This is a genomic window from Chlorobaculum sp. 24CR (assembly GCF_004118635.1).
Lineage (GTDB): Bacteria > Bacteroidota > Chlorobiia > Chlorobiales > Chlorobiaceae > Chlorobaculum.
In genome coordinates, this window is record NZ_SDGU01000033.1 from 54,007 (window position 1) to 75,584 (window position 21,578).

Consider the following 21,578-nt stretch of genomic DNA (forward strand, 5'->3'; position numbering starts at 1 on the left):
CAAGGGAGGAAATATGACAGGAAGTTCATTGTCAGGCGACGGAAAGCCGGTGGATGATCTTGACGTTTTCTTCGAGCTTTCACCGGAAGAGTGGCTTTTGAGGAGAAAAGGATACCGGAAACAGCCCAAGGCGATCCAGATCAATGAAACCCTTCTGACCCTCGGCAACGGCTACCTCAATGTTCGAGGCAGCCTCGAAGAGCTTCCGCCGGGCCATTGCGGCGGCATGTATCTGGCTGGTGTTTATGACAAGTCGGAGTCGGACGTCGAGGAGCTGGTCAAGTGCCCGATGTGGACCGACGTGTCGGTCTGGCATGACGGGGACAAATTCTGCCTGTCGTGCAGCCGCGCACTGGAGCACGAGCAGGTGCTCGACATGAAAAAAGGCATCCTGCACCGCCGCACCACCTTCAAAAATCCTCACGGAAAAATTCTCACTCTCGAAACTTCCCGCCTTGTTTTCATGCACGATCCTCACCGCGGCTACATGCGGGTGAAGATCACGCCGAGGAATTTTTCCGGCCAGATCAGGGTGCTTTCGGGGCTGAACGGTCAGGTGTTCAATCGCGGCTTTTTCCCGCGCGAGCAGTACAAGCACCTCCAGCTTGAAAAGATCGAGCGGGGGCGGAACTTCATGTACCTCGAAATGATCACCCGCCAGCAGGGGATTCGTATCGCCCTCGGCGCGTCGTGGAAGATGATCTCAGATCCGGGCCGGATGCTGCGCTGGGAGCCGAGGATTTACGGCGAGAAGTTCACCAGCGAAATCACCATCGACGCTTCGCAGGGGCAGTCGTATCTCTTTGAAAAGCTCGCCGTCGTCATGACCAGCCGCGATGTGCCGGAGGAGCGCTCGCGCAACATGATCCGGGAGGCGATCTGTAATCTCCGCTGCTACGTCCGAACCGGCTCGCCAGTCGAGATCGGGCGGCACATCGAGGTGTGGCGCGAGCTCTGGCGGCAGGCCAACGTGCGCATCGATGGCGACCCCGCCGCCCAGGCGGCGCTGCGCTACAACATCTACCAGTTGCTTATCAACGGTCCCGCGCGGCCCAGTCCCATCGGCGCGAAGTTCCTCAGCTCGGAGGGGTACATGGGGCACGTGTTCTGGGACACCGAAATTTTCATTCTTCCGTTCTACATCCACAACTTTCCGGCGATGGCGCGCAACGCCTTGATGTACCGTTTCAACACGCTGCCCGGCGCAATCAGGAACGCCTCGAAGTCGGGTTGCGAGGGTGCGCGGTTCGCCTGGGAGTCGGCCACCACCGGCGAGGATGTGACGCCGCGTTTCGCCTCCAAACTCGAAAAAATCATCCGTTTTATCTACACCGGCGACGAGGAGGAGCACATCGTCTCCGACGTGATTTATGGCGTGGAGCGCTATTTCAGGGTGACTGGCGACGAGGGGTTCCTCTTGCACTGCGGGCTGGAGATGGTGTTTCTGACCGCGCGTTACTGGGCGAGCCGGGTGACCAGGGTCGGCGAGGGTTACGAAATTCACACGGTGATCGGGCCGGATGAATTTCACGAGCACGTCAACAACAACGCCTATACCAACTGGATGGTGAAGTGGCATTTGCGGCTGGCCTCCATGCTTTACCGGCATCTCGGCAAAACCGCGCCGGAGGCACTGCAAGAACTTTCGGCAAAGATTGCGCTTGGCGATGATGAGCCTCTTCGCTGGCTCGACATCAGCCGCCGCCTCAAGTTCATCCAAAATGCTGAAACGGGTCTGGTCGAGCAGTTCGACGGCTACTTTGACCTCAAGGATTACGTGATCTCGCGTCACGACCGGCGCGGCCATCCGGTGCTGCCGCCGGGCGTGAACTACCGGAACATCGGGCGCACCCGGCTCATCAAGCAGGCCGATGTGGTGCTCATGATGCTGCTCTTTCCGCATTCGTTCAGCTTCGACGAGAAGAAGGCCAACTACGATTTTTACGAGCCGCGCACGGCGCACAAATCTTCCCTGAGCCACTGCACCTACGCCATGATGGGGCTTGCCGTCTCCGAGCGAAACAACGCCTATCGCTACTTCATGAAGACCGCGCTGTTCGACCTCGAAAATCTGCACGACAACACCGAACTCGGCATCCATGCCGCGTCGGTTGGCGGAAGCTGGCAGACGGTCGTCCACGGATTCGGCGGCTTGAGCCTCAAGTCCGACCGGATCGTGCTCAATCCGTGGCTGCCAAAAAAGTGGGAGCGCCTCGCCTTCCGCGTTCGGTGGCGCGAACGCACCGTGCACCTCGACATCACCCACGGCGAGGTGACGATCACGATCGAGGTCGCATCGGATTTGACGTTGCCCTGCACCCTTTACGGTCAGACTTACAAGATTCGTACCAATGAGCCATTCACACTGAGTTATTGCCCAACGAAATGAAACGGAAGCGAAAGAATGAAAAAGCTGAGAATTGCGCAGATTTCTCCCCTGATCGAAAGCGTCCCGCCGAAGAAGTACGGAGGCACGGAGCGGGTCGTCTATTACCTCACCGAAGGGCTGGTTGAGCGTGGCCACGAGGTGACGCTCTTCGCCTCCGGGGACTCCGTCACCAGCGCCCGCCTGATTGCGCCGGTGACGCAAAGTCTCCGGCTCGGTCGCAAAATCCACTCGACCATCATCATGCACATGCTGATGCTCTCGAAAGTCTATGAGGAGATGGCGGGGGAGTTCGACATCATCCACTCGCATCTCGAATATCTCACTCTGCCTTATGCTACCCGTTTTCAGACTCCGACCGTGCTGACCATGCACGGGCGGCTCGATGTGCCCGACTATGTCGAAATGCTGCGCCGGTACCGATCGATGGCCTGGGTTTCGATCAGCGACTCGCAGCGTCTTCCGGCGCCGGAGATCAACTGGGCGGGCACGGTCTATCACGGCTATCCGGAGAGCCTGTTCACGTTCAATCCCGATCCGAAAGAGTACTTTCTCTACCTCGGCCGGTTTTCGGAGGAGAAGCGGCCCGATGAGGCGATCAGGCTGGCGAGGGCGTGCAAAATCCACCTGAAGCTGGCGGCCAAGATCGACCCTGCCGACAAGGCCTATTTCAAAACAAAGGTCGAACCACTGCTCGACAGCCCCTACATCGAGTATATCGGCGAGGTGGACGACAGCCGGAAAGGGGAGCTGCTCAGGAACGCACGCGCGCTGCTCAATCCCATCGACTGGCCCGAACCGTTCGGCCTGGTGATGATCGAGGCGCTGGCTTGCGGTACGCCGGTCATCGTGCGGCGCTGCGGCTCCAGTCCGGAGGTGATTACTCACGGCCTCACCGGGTTTGTCTGCGACAGCCAGCTCGATTTCATCCATGCGATCCACAATATCGATACGATTTCAAGAGCTGCGTGCAGGCGCGAATTCGAGCGGCGCTTCACGCTCGGCCACATGGTCGAGAAGTATGAAGCCCTGTATCGCAACGTCATTGCAGCCGCCCCTGCTCGTCCTCCGACCTCACTGAGCCAGCGCTCATTCCAGCTTCGCCGCCATCGGTCGAATAGACGGCAATCTTTCCGTAAGCTGTTGCATGGTTATCACTTGCCATAACCTTGCGGCTTGGCGCCTCTCTCTGTTTCTTTTCAGGAGCAGCACCGGGCGCTCACCATGCGAGGCTCAATTTTGATCTTGCATGAAGTTTCTGAAAGGTTATAATGATGGGTGAGCCGTTCGATATTCGTCCGGAGCATGGCAACCAAAAACAAGGCGTTTTGGAGTTCGTTCACCTTCACACCCATACTCACTATTCGATGCAGAGCAGCCCGATCTTTCCGGGCGAGCTGTTCGCGGCCTGCAAAAAACAGGGCATGAGTTCGGTCGCCGTGACCGATTACGGCGCGATGTTCAACATGCCGGAGCTGTTCGGCCAGGCCCGCAAGGCCGACGTGAAGCTCATCATGGGCGCGGAGATTTTCCTGGCGGGCACCGACTCGCGCGACAGCGGACGCCCGGCCACGCTCATTCTGCTTATTCGCAACGATATTGGTTATCGCAACATGTGCGTTATCCTGTCGCGGGCGGCGCGGGACGGCTTCTCCAACGGGCTGCCGCATGTCGATCGCTCCGTGCTCGAAGAGTACCGCGAGGGGTTGACCTGCCTGTCGGCGGCGCACTCCGGCCTTGTCGGCCGGGCGCTGCTCTCCGGCGACGAAAGCGAAGCGGCGAAGCTCGCCGGGCAGTATCGTTCGATGTTTGGCGAGCACTTCTACCTCGAACTCCAGAAGCACGGCGCTCCGCACGAGGAGCAGCTCGTAGCAGCCACGATCCGCCTGGCCGAACAGCTCTCGATTCCGCTGGTGGCGACCAACAACGTGCACTACCTCGAACGGCGCGACTCGGGCTGCTACCGCGCCATGATCGCCAACCGCACCAAGGAGCGCCTCAACAGCCAGAACCTGCAATGCCTGCCGGGCCACGAGAACTACTTCAAGTCGGCCCCGGAGATGTCGGCGCTGTTCGACAACGCGCACAGCGAGCTGAGCAATACGGTGAAGATCGCCGAATCGTGCGCCTACACCTTTATCGATCAGGATCCGCATCTGCCGAAGTTTCCGCTTCCCGAAGGGTTCGAGGGCGAGAAGGAGTATCTGCGCCACCTGACCTGGGAGGGCGCGCGCAACAAGTACGGCGTGGAGGACGGCGCAATTCCGGAGGAGGCGAAGGCGCGCATCGAGCTGGAGCTCGGCGTCATCGAAAAGATGGGCTACAGCGCCTACTTCCTGATCGTCAGCGACCTGATCGCCGCTTCCCGCGAGATGGGCTACTCGGTCGGCCCCGGACGCGGCTCGGCGGCGGGCAGCATCATCGCCTATCTGACCGGCATCACCCGGATCGATCCGCTCAGGTACAAGCTGCTCTTCGAGCGCTTTCTCAACCCGGAGCGTATCTCGATGCCCGATATCGACATCGATTTCACGCCGGTCGGCAAGCAGAAGGTGCTCGAATACACCGTCCGGAAATACGGCCCGGACAGTGTCGCCAAGGTGGTCGCCATCGGTACGCTCGGCGCGAAGGCGGCGATTCGCGACGCCGGGCGCGTGCTCGACGTGCCGCTCAAGGCGGTCGATCAGCTCGCCAAGCTGGTGCCAACCAGGCCGGGCACCTCGCTCGACGACGCCTTGCGCGAGGTCAAGGAGCTGAAGCGGCTGGTCGATACCGATCCGCAGTACCAGCAGCTCATGCAGTATGCGCGGGCGATGGAGGGGCGGGCGCGCAACGTCTCGATGCACGCGGGCGCGGTGGTCATCACCGACGGCGCGCTCGAAGAGCAGGTGCCGCTCTACGTCTCCAACAAGATCGAGACCGAGGAGCGCAAGTACGCCGACGAGTTCGACCAGAACGACATCGACGGCACGAAGGCCGACAGCAGTGACGAAAAGCAGGTGGTGACCCAGTTCGACAAGAACTGCATCGAACAGGCGGGCCTGCTCAAGATCGACTACCTCGGTCTGGAAACCCTCGCCGTGATCGACGAAACCCTGCGGCTCATCAGGAAGCGCCACGGCATCGATATCGAACTCGAAAAGGTGCCGATGGACGACCGCCAGACCTTCCGCATCTTTCAGGAGGGCAAAATGGCGGGCATCTTCCAGTTCGAGTCCTCCGGAATGCAGAGCTACATGACGCGGCTCCAGCCCACCACCATTGGCGACATCATCGCCATGAGCGCGCTGTACCGGCCCGGCGCGCTCAACGCCGTCATCGACGAGCACCGCAACGCCGTCGATCTGTTCGTTGACCGCAAGCACGGGCGCGAGGAGATTGACTACATGCACCCCATGCTTGAGGAGATTCTCAAGGAGACCTACGGCGTCATCGTCTATCAGGAGCAGGTGATGCAGATTTCGCAGGTGATGGGGCGCTTCTCGCTCGGCAAGGCCGACAACCTGCGCAAGGCGATGGGCAAGAAGGACCCGAAGCTGATGCAGAAGTTCAAGGAGGAGTTCGTCAATGGCGCGGTCAGCATCGATGTCAATCAAGCGCTCGCCACGCGCATCTTCGACCTGATGGCCGAGTTTGCGGGCTACGGTTTCAACAAAAGCCACTCGGCGGCCTACGGCGTCTTGGCCTACTGGACGGGCTACCTCAAGGCGCACTACACCATCGAGTTCATTACGGCGGTCCTGAACAGCGAAATCGGCGACACCGAGCGCATGAAGCACCTGACCGACGAGGCCAAAGGGTTCGGCATCTTTACCCTGCCGCCCTCGATCAACCAAAGCGACGCGCTCTTTTCGGTCGATGAATTCAAGGGCAAGTCCTGCATCCGCGTTGGTCTCAGCGCCATCAAGCAGGTTGGCGGCGGCGCGAGGGCTGTGGTGGCGGCCCGGTTGCGTCGCGACAGCAAGCCGTTCCTCAACCTGTTCGACCTGACCGCCTCGGTCGATCTTCGCGCCATGAACCGCAAGGCGCTCGAATGCCTCATCCAGGCCGGAGCGCTCGACGAGATCGACCCCAACCGCGCCAAACTGCTCGTCAACGTGGACAAGGCGATCAAGTTCGGGCAGATTCAGAACAAGGCGGTCACGCTCGGCCAGGGGGGCTTTTTCAACGACGATTTCAGCGACGAGCAGGCGGGCGTGCACTACCCCGATCTCGACAACGCCGAGCCGATGCCGGACAGCGAAAGGCTCCAGCACGAAAAACGGCTGGTCGGCTTCTACCTCAGCCATCACCCGCTCGACCGCTACCGGCGCGACTGGGAGGCGTTCGCCAACCTCACGCTTGACATGCGCGACGTGACCCCGTCGAAGCTCTACAAGGCGATTGGCGTGATCGTGTCGGTCAAGCCCTATCAGGATCGCAAGGGCAAGCAGATGCTTTTCGGCGTGCTCGAAGATTTCACCGGCAAGGCCGATTTCACGGTGTTCGCCAGCGTCTATGAACAGTACCGCCACATGCTTCAGCCCGACGAAGCGGTGATGCTCAGCGCCGAAGCCGAGGCGAAGGATGGCAGTCTGAAGCTGCTGGTACGCGAGGTCGCGCCGCTCAAGAAGGTGCGCTCGGCCTTGGTCAGAAAGGTGGTGCTGCGCATCGACGCCGACGACGCCTCGCAGCTCGACAGACTCAGGGAGGTTCGCGAGCTGTTCGAGCGGCACAAGGGCGGAACGCCGGTCGATTTTGAACTTCGGGCCACCATTGGTTCGTGCAACGAAACCCTGAAGCTCTTTGCTCGCAACACGCCAATCGAGGCCGACGACGAACTGCTCGACCGGCTCGAAGAGATTCTTGGGCCGGACAATGTCAAAATTACCGGATAGATTTTCGGCATTTGTTGCCAGGTTTGTTTTTATTCAATTATATTTGCACAGAGTAACATTGTTTCTCTTATCAATTGTTAACCTTTTACGTGAGAACTTATGAGCGGAAAATATTTCGAGGCAACCGATCAGAATTTTCAGGCTGAAATTCTCGATTCCGGCAAAGTTGCCCTGGTCGATTTCTGGGCTGCATGGTGCGGTCCGTGCATGATGCTCGGCCCGGTTATCGAAGAGCTTGCCGGTGATTACGAAGGCAAGGCCATCATCGCCAAACTCAACGTCGATGACAACCCGAATACGGCAGCCAAATACGGCATTCGCAGCATTCCCACCATGCTGATCGTCAAGGATGGCAATGTCGTTGACCAGATGGTCGGCGCTCTGCCCAAGAACATGATCTCGAAAAAGCTCGACGAGCATATCGGCTGATCTTCCATCCTTTTGTACTCTTTGCTATCCCGGTTCAAGCCGGGATAGTTTTGTTATAATCCAAACCATACCTCCCGGAGACACGCGATGGACAAAGAAATCAGGGACGTCGTCATCATCGGAACCGGCCCTGCCGGATACACGTCGGCCATTTACACCGGACGGGCTAACCTCAAGCCGCTGGTCATCGAAGGGCATCAGCCCGGCGGTCAGCTCATGATTACCACTGACATCGAAAACTTTCCCGGTTTTCCCGAAGGCATTCCCGGCCCGGAGTTGATGGGCAGGATGCGTGAGCAGGCGGCGCGTTTCGGCGTCGAGTTCCAGTTCGGCAGCGTGACCGATGTTGATCTGTCGCGCCGTCCGTTTTGCCTGACCCTCGATGGCGGCGAGGAAATTTTCACCCGGACGCTCATTGTCGCAACGGGCGCGAACGCCAAGTGGCTCGGCATCGAGTCCGAGGAGACCTATCGCGGGCGCGGCGTTTCGGCGTGCGCTACCTGCGACGGTTTCTTTTTCCGCAACTGCCGCGTGTTCGTGGTTGGCGGCGGCGATACGGCAATGGAGGAGGCGCTCTACCTCACCAAGTTCGCCTCCGAAGTGGTGCTTGTTCACCGGCGTGACGAGTTCCGCGCCTCCAAGATCATGAGCCTGCGGGCCAGCAAGAATCCGAAGATCACCACCATGCTCAACGAGGTGGTCGATGAAATTCTCGGCGACGACATGAAGGTGACGGGCATCCGCCTGAAAAACGTCAAGACCGGCGAGCTGACTGAGCACGCCTGCGACGGCGTTTTCATGGCGATTGGCCACGAACCGAACGCGAAGATTTTCCAGGGCCAGCTCGACATGGACGATTACGGCTACATCCTCACCAAGGGCCACTCCACGGAGACCAGCGTCCAGGGAGTCTTCGCCTGCGGCGACGTGCAGGACTTCACCTACCGCCAGGCCGTCACCGCCGTCGGCACCGGCTGCATGTCGGCCATCGAAGCCGAACGGTTTCTTGACTCGATCCGCTAAAACGGCAAGATTTTTCGTCTTGAAAAGCGCCGGTGCTGTTGAAGCTCCGGCGCTTTTTTTTGGTTTATGACAAGTCAATGGTAAATTGCTTTGGTGAAATCTGTCATTGCGAGGAGCGTAGCGACGTGGCAATCCAGGCTTTTCTGTTGGTTCATGAATTTGGTATCGGCGTTGCCATTTAAGGCAGCAGGAGCGTAAAATGAGATGAACATCGAATAGTCAGGTGGTGAAGATGGGGGTTTATACGGATTCGTAAATATTAATGTTTGGCATTCATTGTGCAATTAACGGGAAATAAATTATGATTCAATTTATTTACGGAAAACCAAAAGGAGGTCCATTAGTATCTGGACGAGACGAAGAATGGGAGTGGTCTCGAAGAGGTGGAGATTATAAAAATCATAGAGATTTTTTCACTATTCATTGGGAAGTTCAAACGAGTAAACCCAATGAAGTTCGTTTTCATGTAGAGTCTCCAATAGCTGAGGTCGATCATAAACTGAACGATATTAAAAATAATATTGTTTCAAGATTCATAAGAGATGATATCAAGGAAGCAATACTTTCTGCAGGTTTTGAATACAAAATCGGATATAGAATATCAGAAAAGTGTATTAGGAGATATAAATCAACGGAGCCATTCAGAATTATCATGCCGAATCGTTTTGATTTGCTATCAGCTGAAAAAAATATAGAGCAAATTCACGAGTTTTTTAAACGAACTATTCATAGCGCTGTAGAGCCTTATCTAATAAGACTGCAAGAAGAATTTGGTAAATAATGACGATAGTAACAGATATCTAAATTTGGTTGCAGATGACGGTTTTGTTTGTCACAGCAGGTGCTTTCCAGCCGCGAGTCCGCGAGAGTCGCTGAAGATGAAATTATGATTAAATCAGAAAAGAATACGAAAAAGATGAGTTATTGTGAAAAATGTAACTGAAATACAGACGGCGCTAAAGCCATACATGGTCAAGCTCAAGGAAGAGTATCAGATAAACCGGCTTGGCATGTTTGGTTCTTATGTGCGTAATGAGCAGACTTCGGCAAGTGATCTGGATCTGTTGGTGACGTTTACATCAACGCCATCACTTTTCAAGTTTATTGCATTGGAGAATTATTTGTCAGATTTACTTGGCGTCAAGGTTGATCTGGTAATGGAGTCAGCTCTTAAACCTCGAATAGGGAAATATATTCGGAAGGAACTGGTGATTTTATGAGCATTAATCGCGAATTTATCGATTATCTTGAGGATATACTCGATGCTATGGTCAAAATTGAGAAATTTATTGCGGATCAGAGTTTTCATGATTTTGCACAGGACGACAAATCACAATTTGCCGTAATCAGGGCATTTGAGATCATTGGCGAGGCGAGCAAAAAAATCCCTGCCTATGTCAAGGAAAAATATAGCAATGTGCCATGGCGAGTAATGGCCGGGATGCGCGACAAACTTGTTCATGAATATTTTGGGGTTGATATTGAGGTCGTCTGGAAAACAGCAACCGAAGATATCAAAGAGTTAAAGCCAATTATTCACGGAATGATCAAAAATTTTGAATAAAAAAACTTATGATAAAACACATTCCGGACCGGTCACTTTTCACTCCTGCGGCGCTCAGGCGTTGGGATGCAATCGAGCCGTCGATTCAGGGAAAGCTTCTTGGAAATGTCTGGTGCAGCGCGTGCCGGAAAGCGGTGTATATCAATATTGAATCAGCCGGAATCGAGAGGAAAGATTTGATTCTAACCGGCACTTGCGCCGAGTGCGGCGGGCCGGTCGCCCGATTGATCGAAGGCGAATAGCAGCACCCCTCGAAGCTTGTCGGTTTTTCGATGAAGCGGGCAGGCGTTGCAGATTACCGTTTTTTCGTGGTGTAACCAGCGGCGAAGTCCATGACGCACATGGCGTTGTGTCGGCGGTGCGGCCCGATCGAAATACCGATGCGATTGAACGTGCCGTTCAGCAGGTTCTTCCGGTGCCCCCGGTTGGAGACGCCGTCGTCGATGAGCAGAAAGGCGATGATTTCTCTGGGCGTTTGAAGGCCATACGAAATGTTTTCCGCTATAGAACTTCGCCACTGGCCGTACCGTTCGATCCGCTCAGGCATCGTCGAACCGTGGCTGCCGACGTGGCCGGTACGTGTCGTCGCACCCTGCTCACGGGTCAGTTCGCGGGCGGCCAGCGAGAGTCCGTCGGATGGCGAAAGCGGGGGCGCCGGTTCGGCGTTTTCGAGTACGCGGATACATTCGTCGAGCGCCGCGACCCCTTCGCGGGTTCGCAAGGGAACGGGGGTTGCGCCGGGATGAAAGAAGAGTTTTCCGAGGTAACAGGCCCTGAGCGGTTCAAGCCGAAGACGGGCGTATCCTGCCGGATCGCGTCTCAACAGGTTGACCTCCTTGAGAACTTCGAGTTCGTCTGGACTCAGGTAATTCACCCCGGTGATCCGGTCGCCCGGCGTCGCGCCGGTATCGAAACCCCACCCTTGACGAGGGTAGCCGTCGGTGTCGGGAAAGGGCCGCTTGCCGCCTGCCGCTTCTTTTGAGGCAAGCGTCAGCGCGAGCAGCGCGAGGATAGCGGTCGTTTTGCGAGAGCGAGGCATGGCAGTGACAACAGAGACGGTCAATTCAGCAACAAGCATTTGTCTGGTTCCGCGAGCCATCCGGACAGGCCTCCGCTACAACGTCGCCCATCGCGCGATGGCTATCCGGTTTCGGATCGACACAGAAAAAATCAGGCGAGGTAACGCCGGGTAAAATATAAAAAGAGCTGCTCGAATTTTGAGTTGTCCGGCGCAATGCCCACTCTTTGCATCTGATTGGCGGCAGCTCATTCGAGTTCGATGCCATAGGCGTCGAGCAGGCCGGGCAGGCCGCTGAGCGAGAATTTCGCTTTCCGCAGGCGGTTCGATTCGGGCGGGATCGAGAAGTTGAAGGCGGTGCGAAAATCGGCCTTTTCGAGGTTCGTGTGAAAGAAGATCGCCAGTCGGAGGTCGCAGTCGGCGAAACTCGAACCGGCGAGGTTCGCGCCGGTAAAATCGGCTTCCTGCAAATCGCAGCCGGAGAAGCGTGTGTTCTTGAGGTCGAGGCCGCCGAAGAGCGAGAGCTTCATCATGCAGCGCTCAAAGCTCATTTCGAGCAACAGCTTTCGGCACTCGCTGAACTGCACGCCGAGCAGCTTGCAGCCGGTGAACGGCACCTCCTGAAGCGACGCGCCGACAAGCTTCACCATGCTCATGTCGCACTGCTCAAAGGCGCACTCCCGGAATACGAGGCCCGAAAAATCGGCCTGCGCGAAGGCGCATTGCACAAAGCGGCACGCCTCGAACACGCCGACGCTCCTGTCGAGATCGACGGAAGCGATCTTTTCGAACACTTTGCCGGATACCGGCTCAATGGATTTTTTCTTCATGACGCGCCGCGCTGTGCCAGGTTACTGCCTCTGCATTACCTGATACACCATGTTCATGAACTCGGGAAGGGTGAACGGCTTCCGGATAAAGTTCACGCTTTTTGACGACTCTCCACTGCTTCCGGATTTCTTGAAAGCGAAACCCGACATAAAAATGGATTTCAGCTTTGGAATGCGCGCCTGCAACTGTTTGCTCAGTTCAATGCCATTCATACGCGGCAGGACGATGTCGGTCACCAGGAGATCGATCTTCTCCGAGTGCTTTTCGGCGATGACAAGAGCGCTTTCGGCATTGAGCGAATCAAGCACCCTGAACCCTTTTTCTTCGATCTCCAGTTTGAGAATATTGAGAATATTGGGTTCATCTTCGACCAACAGCACCGTTTTGGTTTTGAAGGTTTGCCCGTTTGCCTTGAGCATGGATTCCCCGGTCTCATTCCGATGCGCGGGGAAATAGATGCTGAATGTCGCGCCTTTGCCCGGCTCGCTCTGGCAGTCGATGGAGCCGTTGTTTTGCCTGACGATGCCATAGACGGTCGAAAGGCCCAGTCCGGCGCCTTTTCCTACCGGCTTGGTCGTGAAGAACGGCTCGAAAATATGGGGAAGCGCCGTGCTGTCGATGCCGCTTCCGGTGTCGCTCACCGAGAGCACGGCATACTCGCCGGGGCTTTGCCAGGAGTGCCCATTTGCGCAGTCTTCCTTTTCGATACGGGCCGCGCCGGTTGAAATGGTAATGGTTCCGCTCTCTTTGATGGCGTCCCTGGCGTTGATGCAGAGGTTGGTCAGCACCTGATCAAGTTGGGCAGGATCGATGAAAATCTCCGGCGTGTCTTCGCCTGGCCGCCAGACGCACTCGATCTGCTCGTCGATCAGGGGCTTGAGCATCGGGATGAGGTTTTCTATTTCATGATTAAGCGAGACCGCTTTCATCTGGACCATTTGTTTTCGGGCAAACCCCAGAAGTTGCCTGGTCAGTTCAGCCGAACGCAGGGCGGATTTATGGGCATATTTCAGGTACCTGGCCACAGGAAGCGAAGGATCGATTTTGGCGAGGGCCAGTTCGAGATTGCCAATAATGGAGGTCAGCGAGTTGTTGAAGTCATGGGCGATGCCGCCGGCGAGCTGGCCGACCAGCTCCATTTTCTGCGATTGCTGAAGCTGCGCCTGCAACGTTTCAAGTTCAAGAGCCGCAAGTTTTTTATCCGTCACATCGAGGATGATTCCTGCAATGGAGCGGGTGCCTTCCGGTTTGGCGAACCGGAAGGTGCCGACCAGATTGATCCACCGGATTTGGTCATCGGTTCTTCGAATACGAAACTCGATATTGAAATCCAACTGCTTCGCCATCGAAGCTTCGTAATGCCTTTTCACCATCAGGAAATCTTCGGGGTGAATATGAGCAAAAAACCGTTCAATCCTCCAGTCAGGAACGAGCGCATCATAACCAAAAATGCGATCGTGCTCCAGTGTTCTCAGGAGGCGGTCATTGTCGATATCGTGCGACCAGACGCTGACATGGCTGCTTTGAAGCGCGAAATCCATCTTTGCCCAGAAATCCTCGTTCTCCATTTCGGCAACCCGTTGCGCCGTAATATCCTGCACAATGACGAGCAGTTTCGATATTTCTTTTTCAGCACTGAACACCGGATAGATCAAGCCGCGCCAGAACGCGCCGTCCATGTGGTCATCGATGGTGATATGCCTGCCGGTTCGGAGCACCTCTTCGGTTTTGCTTTTCCTGTTGGCGATAACTTTGGGTGGCGTGTTGATTTCGGCAAGCAGCTCAAAAACATTGCGTCCGATGATGTGTTCATGGAGGCCTTCGAATCGGGAAGCGTAGAGGCGGTTGGCTGCCAGGATCGTTCCGTCCGGGGCCATGACAAAGACTGGTTCGGGAAAGTCTTTGAACAGATCGAAATCGAGAGTGTTGACTGACATGGGTATCAATATTGGGGTGATCCCTCAGAACTTCCTTTCGTGAATTGTTATCTGGGTTCTATATTTAAAAGTACATTAATAATTTCATAAATCATAGCGGAGAAGTTCGCGGATGCTTATCGTTTTTCATGGCAAGCACCGCTCTTGCCGGTTGTCACCCGTCACTCCTCGAACTCGAACAGGTCTCCGCACGAAGATTTCGCTTTTTTCGGACTCCGCATGTGCTTCGGAACAGCGAGGAACCCACCGAGTGGCCTTCATTGATGACAGCATCAAACAAACCACTGATCCGATCTTCCGGGACTTTAAGCGCGTCGGGTTTTTTCAGCATGTCTTGCATCTCACCGATGCCTGTGGCTGGGCATACATGGCCAGAATTTTCATCAAATACCTTGAAGTGTATCCGGGGCCGTCGTGCTCGGACGGGTCTAAACCGGATGCTCACTCATTTTTGCTTGAAGAGCTTTTTGTATCGATCAACTATACAGCCCTCATGAAGCAGACGGATAGTTCGCCATGTTCTTGTGGAAGCAGATCGATCAGCTTACTCTGGATTCACAAAGTGATTTCATTCTTTTTGGCTGTATTATTTTTTCTTTTTTATCTGATAGACGCTATTTGTATAGATTTTTGCTTTGTTTCATAAATAAATTATTGATATAAAGTTTTGTTTAATAATCATGTTGTTTTCATTGTTTTTATATATTCTGAATTTATCCAGATAACGTTTAGCGTCGTGATTTTCTTTGTTTTGGTTGTCTTTTATTTTGATTTTTTTCTTTGTTGTGTTGTAGTTACAGAGATCTATTAAAGATATTTTTTTTCAACTTATTGCGTGTCTCGATTACGCGGTTTATCGGTGCTAAAAAAATTCGTTACGCGGTGTAAGCCTCTGTTTCTGGCCTCAAGCCGCTTGTAACCCTTTTCAGCGGTGGCTTCATGATGTTTAGTGATTCTGCCTCTACTATTTAAAGTGCATTGTTTGTTGGTGCGCGAGCACGACGGTGCGTTGTCGTGAAAAAGGCCGAAAGCTATCGAGCTCATTAATAAAGAGGGTGTCTGTCATTAATTGATGAGCAATATCTGGCAACAGTTTTCAGCGATGTGGATTCCATGGTTGATTATCAACGTTTTTGTGGGGTTCCTCTTCGTGCAGCTTAGAGGATTTTGTCAACTAAAATACATCTGAAAATGAAAAAACTACTTTCACTTCTGTTCGTGGCGGGAATGCTCTGGTCGAACCAGGCTCTTGCCGCAGTGTCGTACATCAACGTTAACTACACAAGCATTGGAGGCGGAGGCTATACCGGCGCAGCTGAGATCGGCAAAGCTGGCGACACATGGAATACGATTGGTTTGGGAAGAAGCACATCAATAGACAATACAACGTCAAACCTGTTTGATGTGAATGGAGATGCTACCGGTGTGAGTGTTCGTACTACCGGCACGGCGGACGATATTGGCGGATGGGTAGCTACGGGTGGCGATGTTAATGGTTTTCACGGTACCAGCTACGAAGGACTGATGGATGGCTATTTATTCGCGTACGGAGCTACTGCAGGCGGAACAATCACCTTTTCAGGTCTGAGCGCAGGTACACCGTATGATGTTTACCTTTACAGCGAGGGCGATTCCGCTACGGATGGCAGACAATTGGGGGTAACCGTCAACGGTTCTTACTATACTACCTCTCCATCTGTTGCAGTTGCAGACTCCTTTATCGCAGGACAGAACTACCTGCTGATCCATGCGACAACGGATGCAATCGGTAATCTGGCGATCGGTTACAATCAGGCAGCTCTTGAAGCCAACATCAACGGCGTCCAGATTGCGGCTGTACCCGAACCCGGAACCATCGTTCTTCTTGGTGTTGGAGGACTCGCCGTTGCGGCACTCAAAAAGCGCAAAGAGCTCGAGACGTCGGAAGCCTGAGCAGATTATACGTCGTTCACATTTCATGAGGTATCGGTGACCGGTCATTAAGGCCGGTCACTTTTTTTATGTGGTGGCAGAATTGGACGGCATGGATTAACCCTCACTCCTCGAACTCGAACAGCCCGCCGGTCGATGCTTTCGCTTTTTTCGGACTCCGCATCAGTTCCGGGACGGCGGGGAGTTCGCCCGCCCGGAAGCAGTCGCTTGCGATGATGGCGTCGAAGAGCGTGGCCTGGGCGGGGTAGCCGTCGATGGTGGCTTCGAGCACCCAGAGGAGTTCGAGCAGCTCGGTGGTGAACCGGCTCGTCCAGCGCTCGGGGCGGATGTCGTCGAGCGGCGAGGATTTCTTGCCCGCCCCTTTCTTCATGCGGTACTTCAGCCACGACTGCACCACCTTCAGCCCCGACACCTCGAAGGCGAACGCTTCCGGCGAAACGGGCGCGAACTCGCCGTTGCCGACGCGCAGCGTACGGGTGGCGTCGATGTACTCGAACAATTCGGGGTAGCCGTCGGCGTCGCCGGGAACGGCTTTGGTGCAGCGGGCCGAGCCGTTCGGCACCTGTCCGCTTTTGCGCCCATCCGGCACGTAGCGCTCGCCGTAGGTGTGCAGCCAGAGCAGCTTTGCGCCGATGGCTCGCGCCTGCTCGAACAGCTCGCCGCTTTTCGTGAGCGGTACGCGCAGCTCGCGGGTTTCAAGCTCCTTTTCGAATCGCGCCGTGAAGGCCGGTTGCGCCAGTACGCCATACACGTACGCAAGAAAATCCTCCGGCGTCACCGTGCGCCGGTACGCCGCCCCCAGCAAGTCGAACAACCCCGGCAGAATATTCGCCTCCGAAGCGTTGGAGGTTCGAAAGAGGGGGATTGCTGCTTTTGCGCCATATGACCCGCGAAAATGATCGAGATCGGGAATGATCGCAGAAGCTGTCAAGGCGGGGCCTGTGCCCAGCGCTTGAGAAAACAGACTTGATAAAAACACCTGACGTTCACTGTGTGCCTGCCAGAGGTCAGGGCGCGGTCTCGACATCAAGCGTCCATCGGCAATGATGCTGTGTCGGTCAAAAGAGCGGTAAGCATAACGCTGGATCGGCGGAACGGGCGAATTAGGCGGAAGAGATGCTATCGGGGTGGCATCGGTTTCTTTTGTAAGCTCGACACGATACACACCATTAATCTCCCTGTCGCCCGTGCCTCGAAAAGCTTCGGATCGATTTGATGCTGTCAGCAATCCTTTCCAACGTCTTTCAAGTGTTTCTCTGTCAGGGCCAATTGGCCAGGTACGTTTGAGTTGAACACCTGAATGCTGCCACGGCATGAGGTCTGTCAGTAATGGCAAACTGAAGTAATCGCCTTTGCCTGCCGGGCTGAATGGCGCTTGCCAGTCGTCGGGGCATTCCTGCCAGTCGAGCGATGCGAAGTTGGTGATGGCGTCGAGCGCAGCGAGTTTTTCGTTGCGGCTGCCTTCGATGCGGGCGTAGCGAACGGTGGCGGGTTTGTCCAAATTCGCGTTGCTCGAACGCATGGCAATGGTGATGGCGACGGGGGTCTGGATGGCGAAGACGTTGTCGCTTTGGCGTGTGCCGCGGCCTTCGCCGCCGAGGTCGAGAATCCAGAGTTCGTCGCAATGGCGGCGCATGTGCTCGCGCATTCCGCAAAAGGCGTCGCCGTCGAGGTAGCTCGATCCGGTGATGAAGCTCACCACGCCCGGCCCGTGCGCCGGCGATTGCTCGAACACCTTCCAGAGCGCCCAGCGCCAGAAATAGACGTAGAGGTTGTACAGGTTTTTGACGTGCACGCCATGCCCGGCGGCGACGGCGGGGTCGATGAAATCGCGGAAAATGGCATCCGCGCCGTTCGGCTTGCCGCCCCAGCGCACCCAGTTGCCGGTTCGCGCCTTGTTCTCGCCGGTCGCGGCTTCGTGCCGGTCGTAGGGCGGATTGCCGAGGCAGACGATCACCGGCACACTGTTCTTGACCTTGAGCGCTTTTTCGTGCTGGTCGGAAATCGGTTTCAGGTAGTACGACAACACCAGCGGCTCAGCGTCGGGGCTTTCGAGCGTGTCGGTGAGATAGACGTGCGTTCCATCCTTCGGCAGCAACGCGCCACGGTCGCGCAGGGCGCGGCTGACGCGGAGTTCGGCCACGGCGTAAGGGCCGACCATCAGCTCGAAGCCGTAGAGGTTCCGGGCCAGCCCGGTCGCTTGCCCCGCGACGGCTCCCGCCCCTTGTTCAGCCTCGATCCGCTTGAGGGCGTGTTCGATGACGCCGAGCAGGTAGGTGCCGGTGCCCGTTGCGGGATCGAGCGTCACGACGCCGGGATCGGCGAAACCGAGCGGCATGTTCAGGTGATTGACAAGCAGGTCGTCGATCAGGCGCACCTGGCAGCGCACTACCTCAACGGGCGTGTAGTAGGCTCCGGCATCCTTGCGCAACTTTGGATCGTAAGCCGCGAGGAACTCCTCGTAAAAGTAGAGCCACGGATCTTCCGGGCCGGTGAAGGTCGCGGGCGGCACGGCGGCAATGAGGCGAAGCAAGAGGTTCAGCGACGCGTCCATCTCGGCGCGAGCGCCGGGGTCGGTCAGCACCTGCAACGCGCGAGACAGCAGGTTGTGCTGCGCGGCGAGCGCGTTCTCGGCGCTGTCGAGCGTAAGCGGATCGGCCCCTTCGCTGCGTCCGAGCAGGAGCGCGAACGCCACGGTCTGCGCGTACGCATCGGCGAACTGCTCGTCGGACGCGCCGGGAAAGAGCAGTTGCCGCCAGTCACGCGCGAGGTGCACGAGCGGCGACTCGGCGTCCTTGAGCGCATCGGTTACGTCGTCGCGCAACATGCGCGTCAGCGGCGCGAGCAGGTCTGCGAAACCCTTGAGGTCGATCGTGCCCTTGCGCCCGGTCGGAATGAACGGCTCCCAAAGCAGGAATCCACGCAGCAGCCGCTCGATGTTTGCCGCATCATCGGCGGCGACGGCGCTCGCGCCATCCACCGAAACATCGCCCGACAGCCGAACGATTTTGCCTGCCAGCTCTCCCTCGCGATACAACGCCCATTCGTTACCATCAGTGTAGAGCATGTTCGGCATCGCCGAAAAGCGCTTGAACTGCTCGCGATTGCGCCCCTTGAAACGCTTGGCATTCGCGCCAAAACCGGGAGCCTTTAGCTCGACGTATCCCGCCAGCGCCTGATTGCGATGGATGGCGTAATCGGGCCGACCGAGCCGGTCAGGCAGCGGTGTTTCGCCCGTGCAGACCACCTTCCAGCCAAGCGCATCGGCCACGCCCGCCATGAGATTCTCGAATGGAGCGCGAAGCTGTTCCTCCGGCTCGCCCAGCGTGAGCTGGCTCATCTTTTCCGTAACGGCGGCGGCGAAGTCCTGCAACGCCTTGTGGATCGAGTTGGTGCTTGTCATGCCATTGCAAAACTTGGGGATTTTTCAGCGAGCGATATGGCTGGCGCCTGAATGGTAGAAACATACCGGTTTTCGCGGTGTTTTCCGCTCTTGGGGTGAAGGAATCGACGGGGCGGAGCGTTGAAATGGCTGGCCTCGATGTCGAACCAGTCGTTCATCACCAGCTCCGCGTCGGCGAAACGGGCGCGAACTCGCCGCTGCCGACGCGGAGCGTGCGGGTGGCGTCGATGTACTCGAACGATTCGGGATAGCCGTCGGCGTCGCCGGGAACGGCTTTGGTGCAGCGGTAGCCGACGGGATTTGTTCACGATGACTGATCGGTCAGCGCGGAAGATTTTCGAGTTGTGTTATCCAGTTGTTGAATAACGGACATGCTTCTCGCATTTTCGGAATACCGATTGCCGTGGCGATGGCAATGCCGGTTGTGGTTTTTCTGAACCGGTTCGAGAGCTTCTCCAGCCTTTTGGATGGCGCGCTTGTCGGGTGATCGTTGATTTTTTCAGGCTCGCCGAACTCGGCCAGAATTTGCTCGATTGACTTCAGCGGCGCTCCAGACTTTTCGGCCAGACAAGAAGGATCACTGAAATAGAGAGCTTCGATTTCGTACATGGAGATATAGGGAATAAAACGCGAAGCGGCATTGATATCTGGAAATAGTGCGTTGATTGCTTCGGTCGTATGCTGGATCATGATTTGCGCCTTCCGGGTATGCTCAGTCTGCTTTTTTGATTCCGAATATCCTGGCCAATCGCTGTCAATGCCGTAGTAATCGACAAAGAGCGTTATCCAGGTATTTCTTCTTTGTTTCAAATGTTTTCCGATGTCATTGCAGGCGCGCGCAAATTTAACATCGCCACCTTTTTCACCGGGCTTCTCCAGAATGACCGGTGTCAGAAAAACCCTTTTTTGCGCCAGATATGGAGCGAGTAATTGCTTGACGAAGAGCTGTTCTGTCGGCCCCTCTGAAAGCACAATCACCTCCGCATACTCATTCATGGCTGGTGCCTCCGGCGATAATATTTCTCGACCAGAGTTCTCCGACAGAATAATCATTCAGCCATTCATCGAAATCGGCGCGTTGCAACCGCTCAAATACTGACTGCCCTTCCCGGCGATTCACCACGACAATATCTTCGATGGAGAACTGATCGAGCAATAGAGGCGATTGCGTTGCGACCATGATCTGCGTTCGTTTGGCCGCGTCTCGAATCAGCTCGCCGAGAATTCTGATCGCTTCGGGATGCAGACCAAGTTCCGGTTCGTCAATGACAATCGCAGATGGTGGAAGCGGCTGCAAAAGGGCCGTGGCGAGGCAGATGAAACGAATCGAGCCGTCGGAGAGGTGATAAGGTTGCATCGGAAAGTCGGAGCCTTTCTGGCTCCAGCTTAACTTGACTTTTTCAGCCTCACCCATTTTGAGTACATCGAGACGGAAATCGTCGAAAAACGGCATGACCAGCCGGATTGCGTTGATGATGTCCTGATAAGAAGAACGGAACAAGAAATCAGTTTTCAATTTCAACAGAAATGGGGCGATGTTGCCGCCGTTGCGTCTGAGCTTTGCATTGTCTTCGATGATCTCGGAACGGCGCATGGGGGACGTCGAACTGGTGTCATGGAAGTGATAGACCATCCAGTCGGCGATGGAGCGATAAACAAAATAGCCGACGCCATTGAATTGTTCATTCAATTGGGATTTTTCTTCCCGTTCATCGTACAGTCGGCTTTCATATGACGGACTGCCATAAGGCCGCCAATTCGTCGTAACATATTTCCGTTCTTCACTGACAAGAAACGTATCCAATACGGTAGGGATCAGTTCAAAACGGTAGAAATTTGATCCTTGTCGGTAATCACTATGGGACTCGAATTCAAACTCCATCGATATTGCCGGAGTAATCTGAGGGCCATTGTGGAGAAAATTGTCAGCGCCTCCGTTTTCCAGGACAAACTTCTGCAATCCTTTGCGGGACATCGCCATCAGCATCTGAAAGACCTGCACGAGGTTGCTTTTGCCTGAGCCATTGGCCCCGATGATGACGTTCAGGTCCCGGAGTTCAAAGTCCCGCAACTCACGAATCGACTTGAATCTCTATGGGATATATTCCCCGAAGCTCTGCTTCGTTAAAGATAAAAGTGTAATAATTGAGCACATATATTCATAAAAGTCATAATGTA

Annotated in this window: 17 protein-coding genes; 11 read left to right on the plus strand and 6 right to left on the minus strand. The window is 55.6% G+C overall.

The genetic code is table 11. From position 1 onward, the window contains the following. The first annotated feature begins 13 nt into the window (after window positions 1-13). From EST62_RS07620 to EST62_RS07655, 8 genes are all read left to right on the plus strand, one after another. On the plus strand, window positions 14-2,389 hold the full coding sequence (locus tag EST62_RS07620) for a glycoside hydrolase family 65 protein (protein ID WP_129051500.1): 2,376 nt from the start codon (window positions 14-16) through the stop codon (window positions 2,387-2,389). A gap of 15 nt (window positions 2,390-2,404) precedes the next feature. Beyond that, entirely contained in the window at window positions 2,405-3,553 is a 1,149-nt protein-coding gene (locus EST62_RS07625; protein WP_129051501.1) for a glycosyltransferase family 4 protein, read from the plus strand. A 161-nt stretch (window positions 3,554-3,714) separates the two neighbouring features. Beyond that, window positions 3,715-7,263, plus strand: coding sequence for a DNA polymerase III subunit alpha (dnaE, locus tag EST62_RS07630; RefSeq protein ID WP_167599241.1), 3,549 nt, complete (start codon window positions 3,715-3,717; stop codon window positions 7,261-7,263). A 99-nt stretch (window positions 7,264-7,362) separates the two neighbouring features. After that, window positions 7,363-7,692, plus strand: coding sequence for a thioredoxin (trxA, locus tag EST62_RS07635; RefSeq protein ID WP_129051502.1), 330 nt, complete (start codon window positions 7,363-7,365; stop codon window positions 7,690-7,692). 87 nt (window positions 7,693-7,779) lie between these two features. After that, window positions 7,780-8,715, plus strand: coding sequence for a thioredoxin-disulfide reductase (gene trxB, locus EST62_RS07640; protein ID WP_129051503.1), 936 nt, complete (start codon window positions 7,780-7,782; stop codon window positions 8,713-8,715). A gap of 301 nt (window positions 8,716-9,016) precedes the next feature. Continuing rightward, the gene (locus EST62_RS07645; RefSeq protein WP_129051504.1) at window positions 9,017-9,496 is read left to right on the plus strand and encodes a hypothetical protein; all 480 of its coding nucleotides are present in this window, start codon (window positions 9,017-9,019) and stop codon (window positions 9,494-9,496) included. 145 nt (window positions 9,497-9,641) lie between these two features. Next, window positions 9,642-9,935, plus strand: a complete 294-nt coding sequence (locus EST62_RS07650) for a nucleotidyltransferase family protein (protein ID WP_209019421.1) — start codon at window positions 9,642-9,644, stop codon at window positions 9,933-9,935. Continuing rightward, window positions 9,932-10,279, plus strand: coding sequence for a DUF86 domain-containing protein (locus tag EST62_RS07655; protein ID WP_129051505.1), 348 nt, complete (start codon window positions 9,932-9,934; stop codon window positions 10,277-10,279). Before EST62_RS07650 ends, EST62_RS07655 begins: the two co-directional genes overlap by 4 nt. Before the next feature lie 295 nt (window positions 10,280-10,574). Here the strand turns inward: EST62_RS07655 and EST62_RS07660 are convergent, their stop codons facing one another. From EST62_RS07660 to EST62_RS07670, 3 genes are all read right to left on the minus strand, one after another. Next, window positions 10,575-11,318, minus strand: coding sequence for a CAP domain-containing protein (locus EST62_RS07660; protein WP_167599242.1), 744 nt, complete (start codon window positions 11,316-11,318; stop codon window positions 10,575-10,577). Between the two features lie 227 nt (window positions 11,319-11,545). Beyond that, on the minus strand, window positions 11,546-12,127 hold the full coding sequence (locus tag EST62_RS07665) for a pentapeptide repeat-containing protein (protein ID WP_129051507.1): 582 nt from the start codon (window positions 12,125-12,127) through the stop codon (window positions 11,546-11,548). Between the two features lie 21 nt (window positions 12,128-12,148). Further along, complete coding sequence (locus tag EST62_RS07670; protein WP_129051508.1) at window positions 12,149-14,065, minus strand: ATP-binding protein; 1,917 nt, start codon at window positions 14,063-14,065, stop codon at window positions 12,149-12,151. 250 nt (window positions 14,066-14,315) lie between these two features. On the opposite strand from EST62_RS07670, the gene EST62_RS07675 reads away from it, so the two are divergent. Then, entirely contained in the window at window positions 14,316-14,711 is a 396-nt protein-coding gene (locus tag EST62_RS07675; protein ID WP_129051509.1) for a hypothetical protein, read from the plus strand. A 545-nt stretch (window positions 14,712-15,256) separates the two neighbouring features. Next, window positions 15,257-15,997 (plus strand): PEP-CTERM sorting domain-containing protein, encoded by a 741-nt coding sequence (locus EST62_RS07680; protein ID WP_129051510.1) that lies wholly within the window; start codon window positions 15,257-15,259, stop codon window positions 15,995-15,997. Between the two features lie 103 nt (window positions 15,998-16,100). Here the strand turns inward: EST62_RS07680 and EST62_RS07685 are convergent, their stop codons facing one another. Beyond that, the gene (locus EST62_RS07685; RefSeq protein WP_129051511.1) at window positions 16,101-19,400 is read right to left on the minus strand and encodes a type ISP restriction/modification enzyme; all 3,300 of its coding nucleotides are present in this window, start codon (window positions 19,398-19,400) and stop codon (window positions 16,101-16,103) included. Between the two features lie 77 nt (window positions 19,401-19,477). On the opposite strand from EST62_RS07685, the gene EST62_RS13480 reads away from it, so the two are divergent. Further along, a complete protein-coding gene (locus EST62_RS13480) occupies window positions 19,478-19,651 on the plus strand; it encodes a hypothetical protein (protein WP_167599243.1) in 174 nt (57 codons plus the stop codon). A 70-nt stretch (window positions 19,652-19,721) separates the two neighbouring features. On the opposite strand, the gene EST62_RS07690 is transcribed toward EST62_RS13480, so the two are convergent. Continuing rightward, complete coding sequence (locus tag EST62_RS07690) at window positions 19,722-20,396, minus strand: DUF4276 family protein (protein WP_129051512.1); 675 nt, start codon at window positions 20,394-20,396, stop codon at window positions 19,722-19,724. Next, window positions 20,389-21,471: an AAA family ATPase gene (locus EST62_RS07695; RefSeq protein ID WP_245153533.1), complete on the minus strand. Its 1,083-nt coding sequence runs from the start codon at window positions 21,469-21,471 to the stop codon at window positions 20,389-20,391. The genes EST62_RS07690 and EST62_RS07695 overlap by 8 nt, the downstream gene beginning before the upstream one ends. Window positions 21,472-21,578: the final 107 nt, after the last annotated feature.

What these genes read in the sequence shown, in the direction of transcription:
- EST62_RS07620 (WP_129051500.1), top strand. Translation starts at nt 14, where the DNA reads ATGACAGGAAGTTCATTGTCAGGCGACGGAAAGCCGGTGGATGATCTT.
- EST62_RS07625 (WP_129051501.1), top strand. Translation starts at nt 2,405, where the DNA reads ATGAAAAAGCTGAGAATTGCGCAGATTTCTCCCCTGATCGAAAGCGTC.
- trxA (WP_129051502.1), top strand. Translation starts at nt 7,363, where the DNA reads ATGAGCGGAAAATATTTCGAGGCAACCGATCAGAATTTTCAGGCTGAA.
- trxB (WP_129051503.1), top strand. Translation starts at nt 7,780, where the DNA reads ATGGACAAAGAAATCAGGGACGTCGTCATCATCGGAACCGGCCCTGCC.
- EST62_RS07645 (WP_129051504.1), top strand. Translation starts at nt 9,017, where the DNA reads ATGATTCAATTTATTTACGGAAAACCAAAAGGAGGTCCATTAGTATCT.
- EST62_RS07655 (WP_129051505.1), top strand. Translation starts at nt 9,932, where the DNA reads ATGAGCATTAATCGCGAATTTATCGATTATCTTGAGGATATACTCGAT.
- EST62_RS07660 (WP_167599242.1), bottom strand. Translation starts at nt 11,318, where the DNA reads ATGCCTCGCTCTCGCAAAACGACCGCTATCCTCGCGCTGCTCGCGCTG.
- EST62_RS07665 (WP_129051507.1), bottom strand. Translation starts at nt 12,127, where the DNA reads ATGAAGAAAAAATCCATTGAGCCGGTATCCGGCAAAGTGTTCGAAAAG.
- EST62_RS07670 (WP_129051508.1), bottom strand. Translation starts at nt 14,065, where the DNA reads ATGTCAGTCAACACTCTCGATTTCGATCTGTTCAAAGACTTTCCCGAA.
- EST62_RS07680 (WP_129051510.1), top strand. Translation starts at nt 15,257, where the DNA reads ATGAAAAAACTACTTTCACTTCTGTTCGTGGCGGGAATGCTCTGGTCG.
- EST62_RS07685 (WP_129051511.1), bottom strand. Translation starts at nt 19,400, where the DNA reads ATGACAAGCACCAACTCGATCCACAAGGCGTTGCAGGACTTCGCCGCC.
- EST62_RS07690 (WP_129051512.1), bottom strand. Translation starts at nt 20,396, where the DNA reads ATGAATGAGTATGCGGAGGTGATTGTGCTTTCAGAGGGGCCGACAGAA.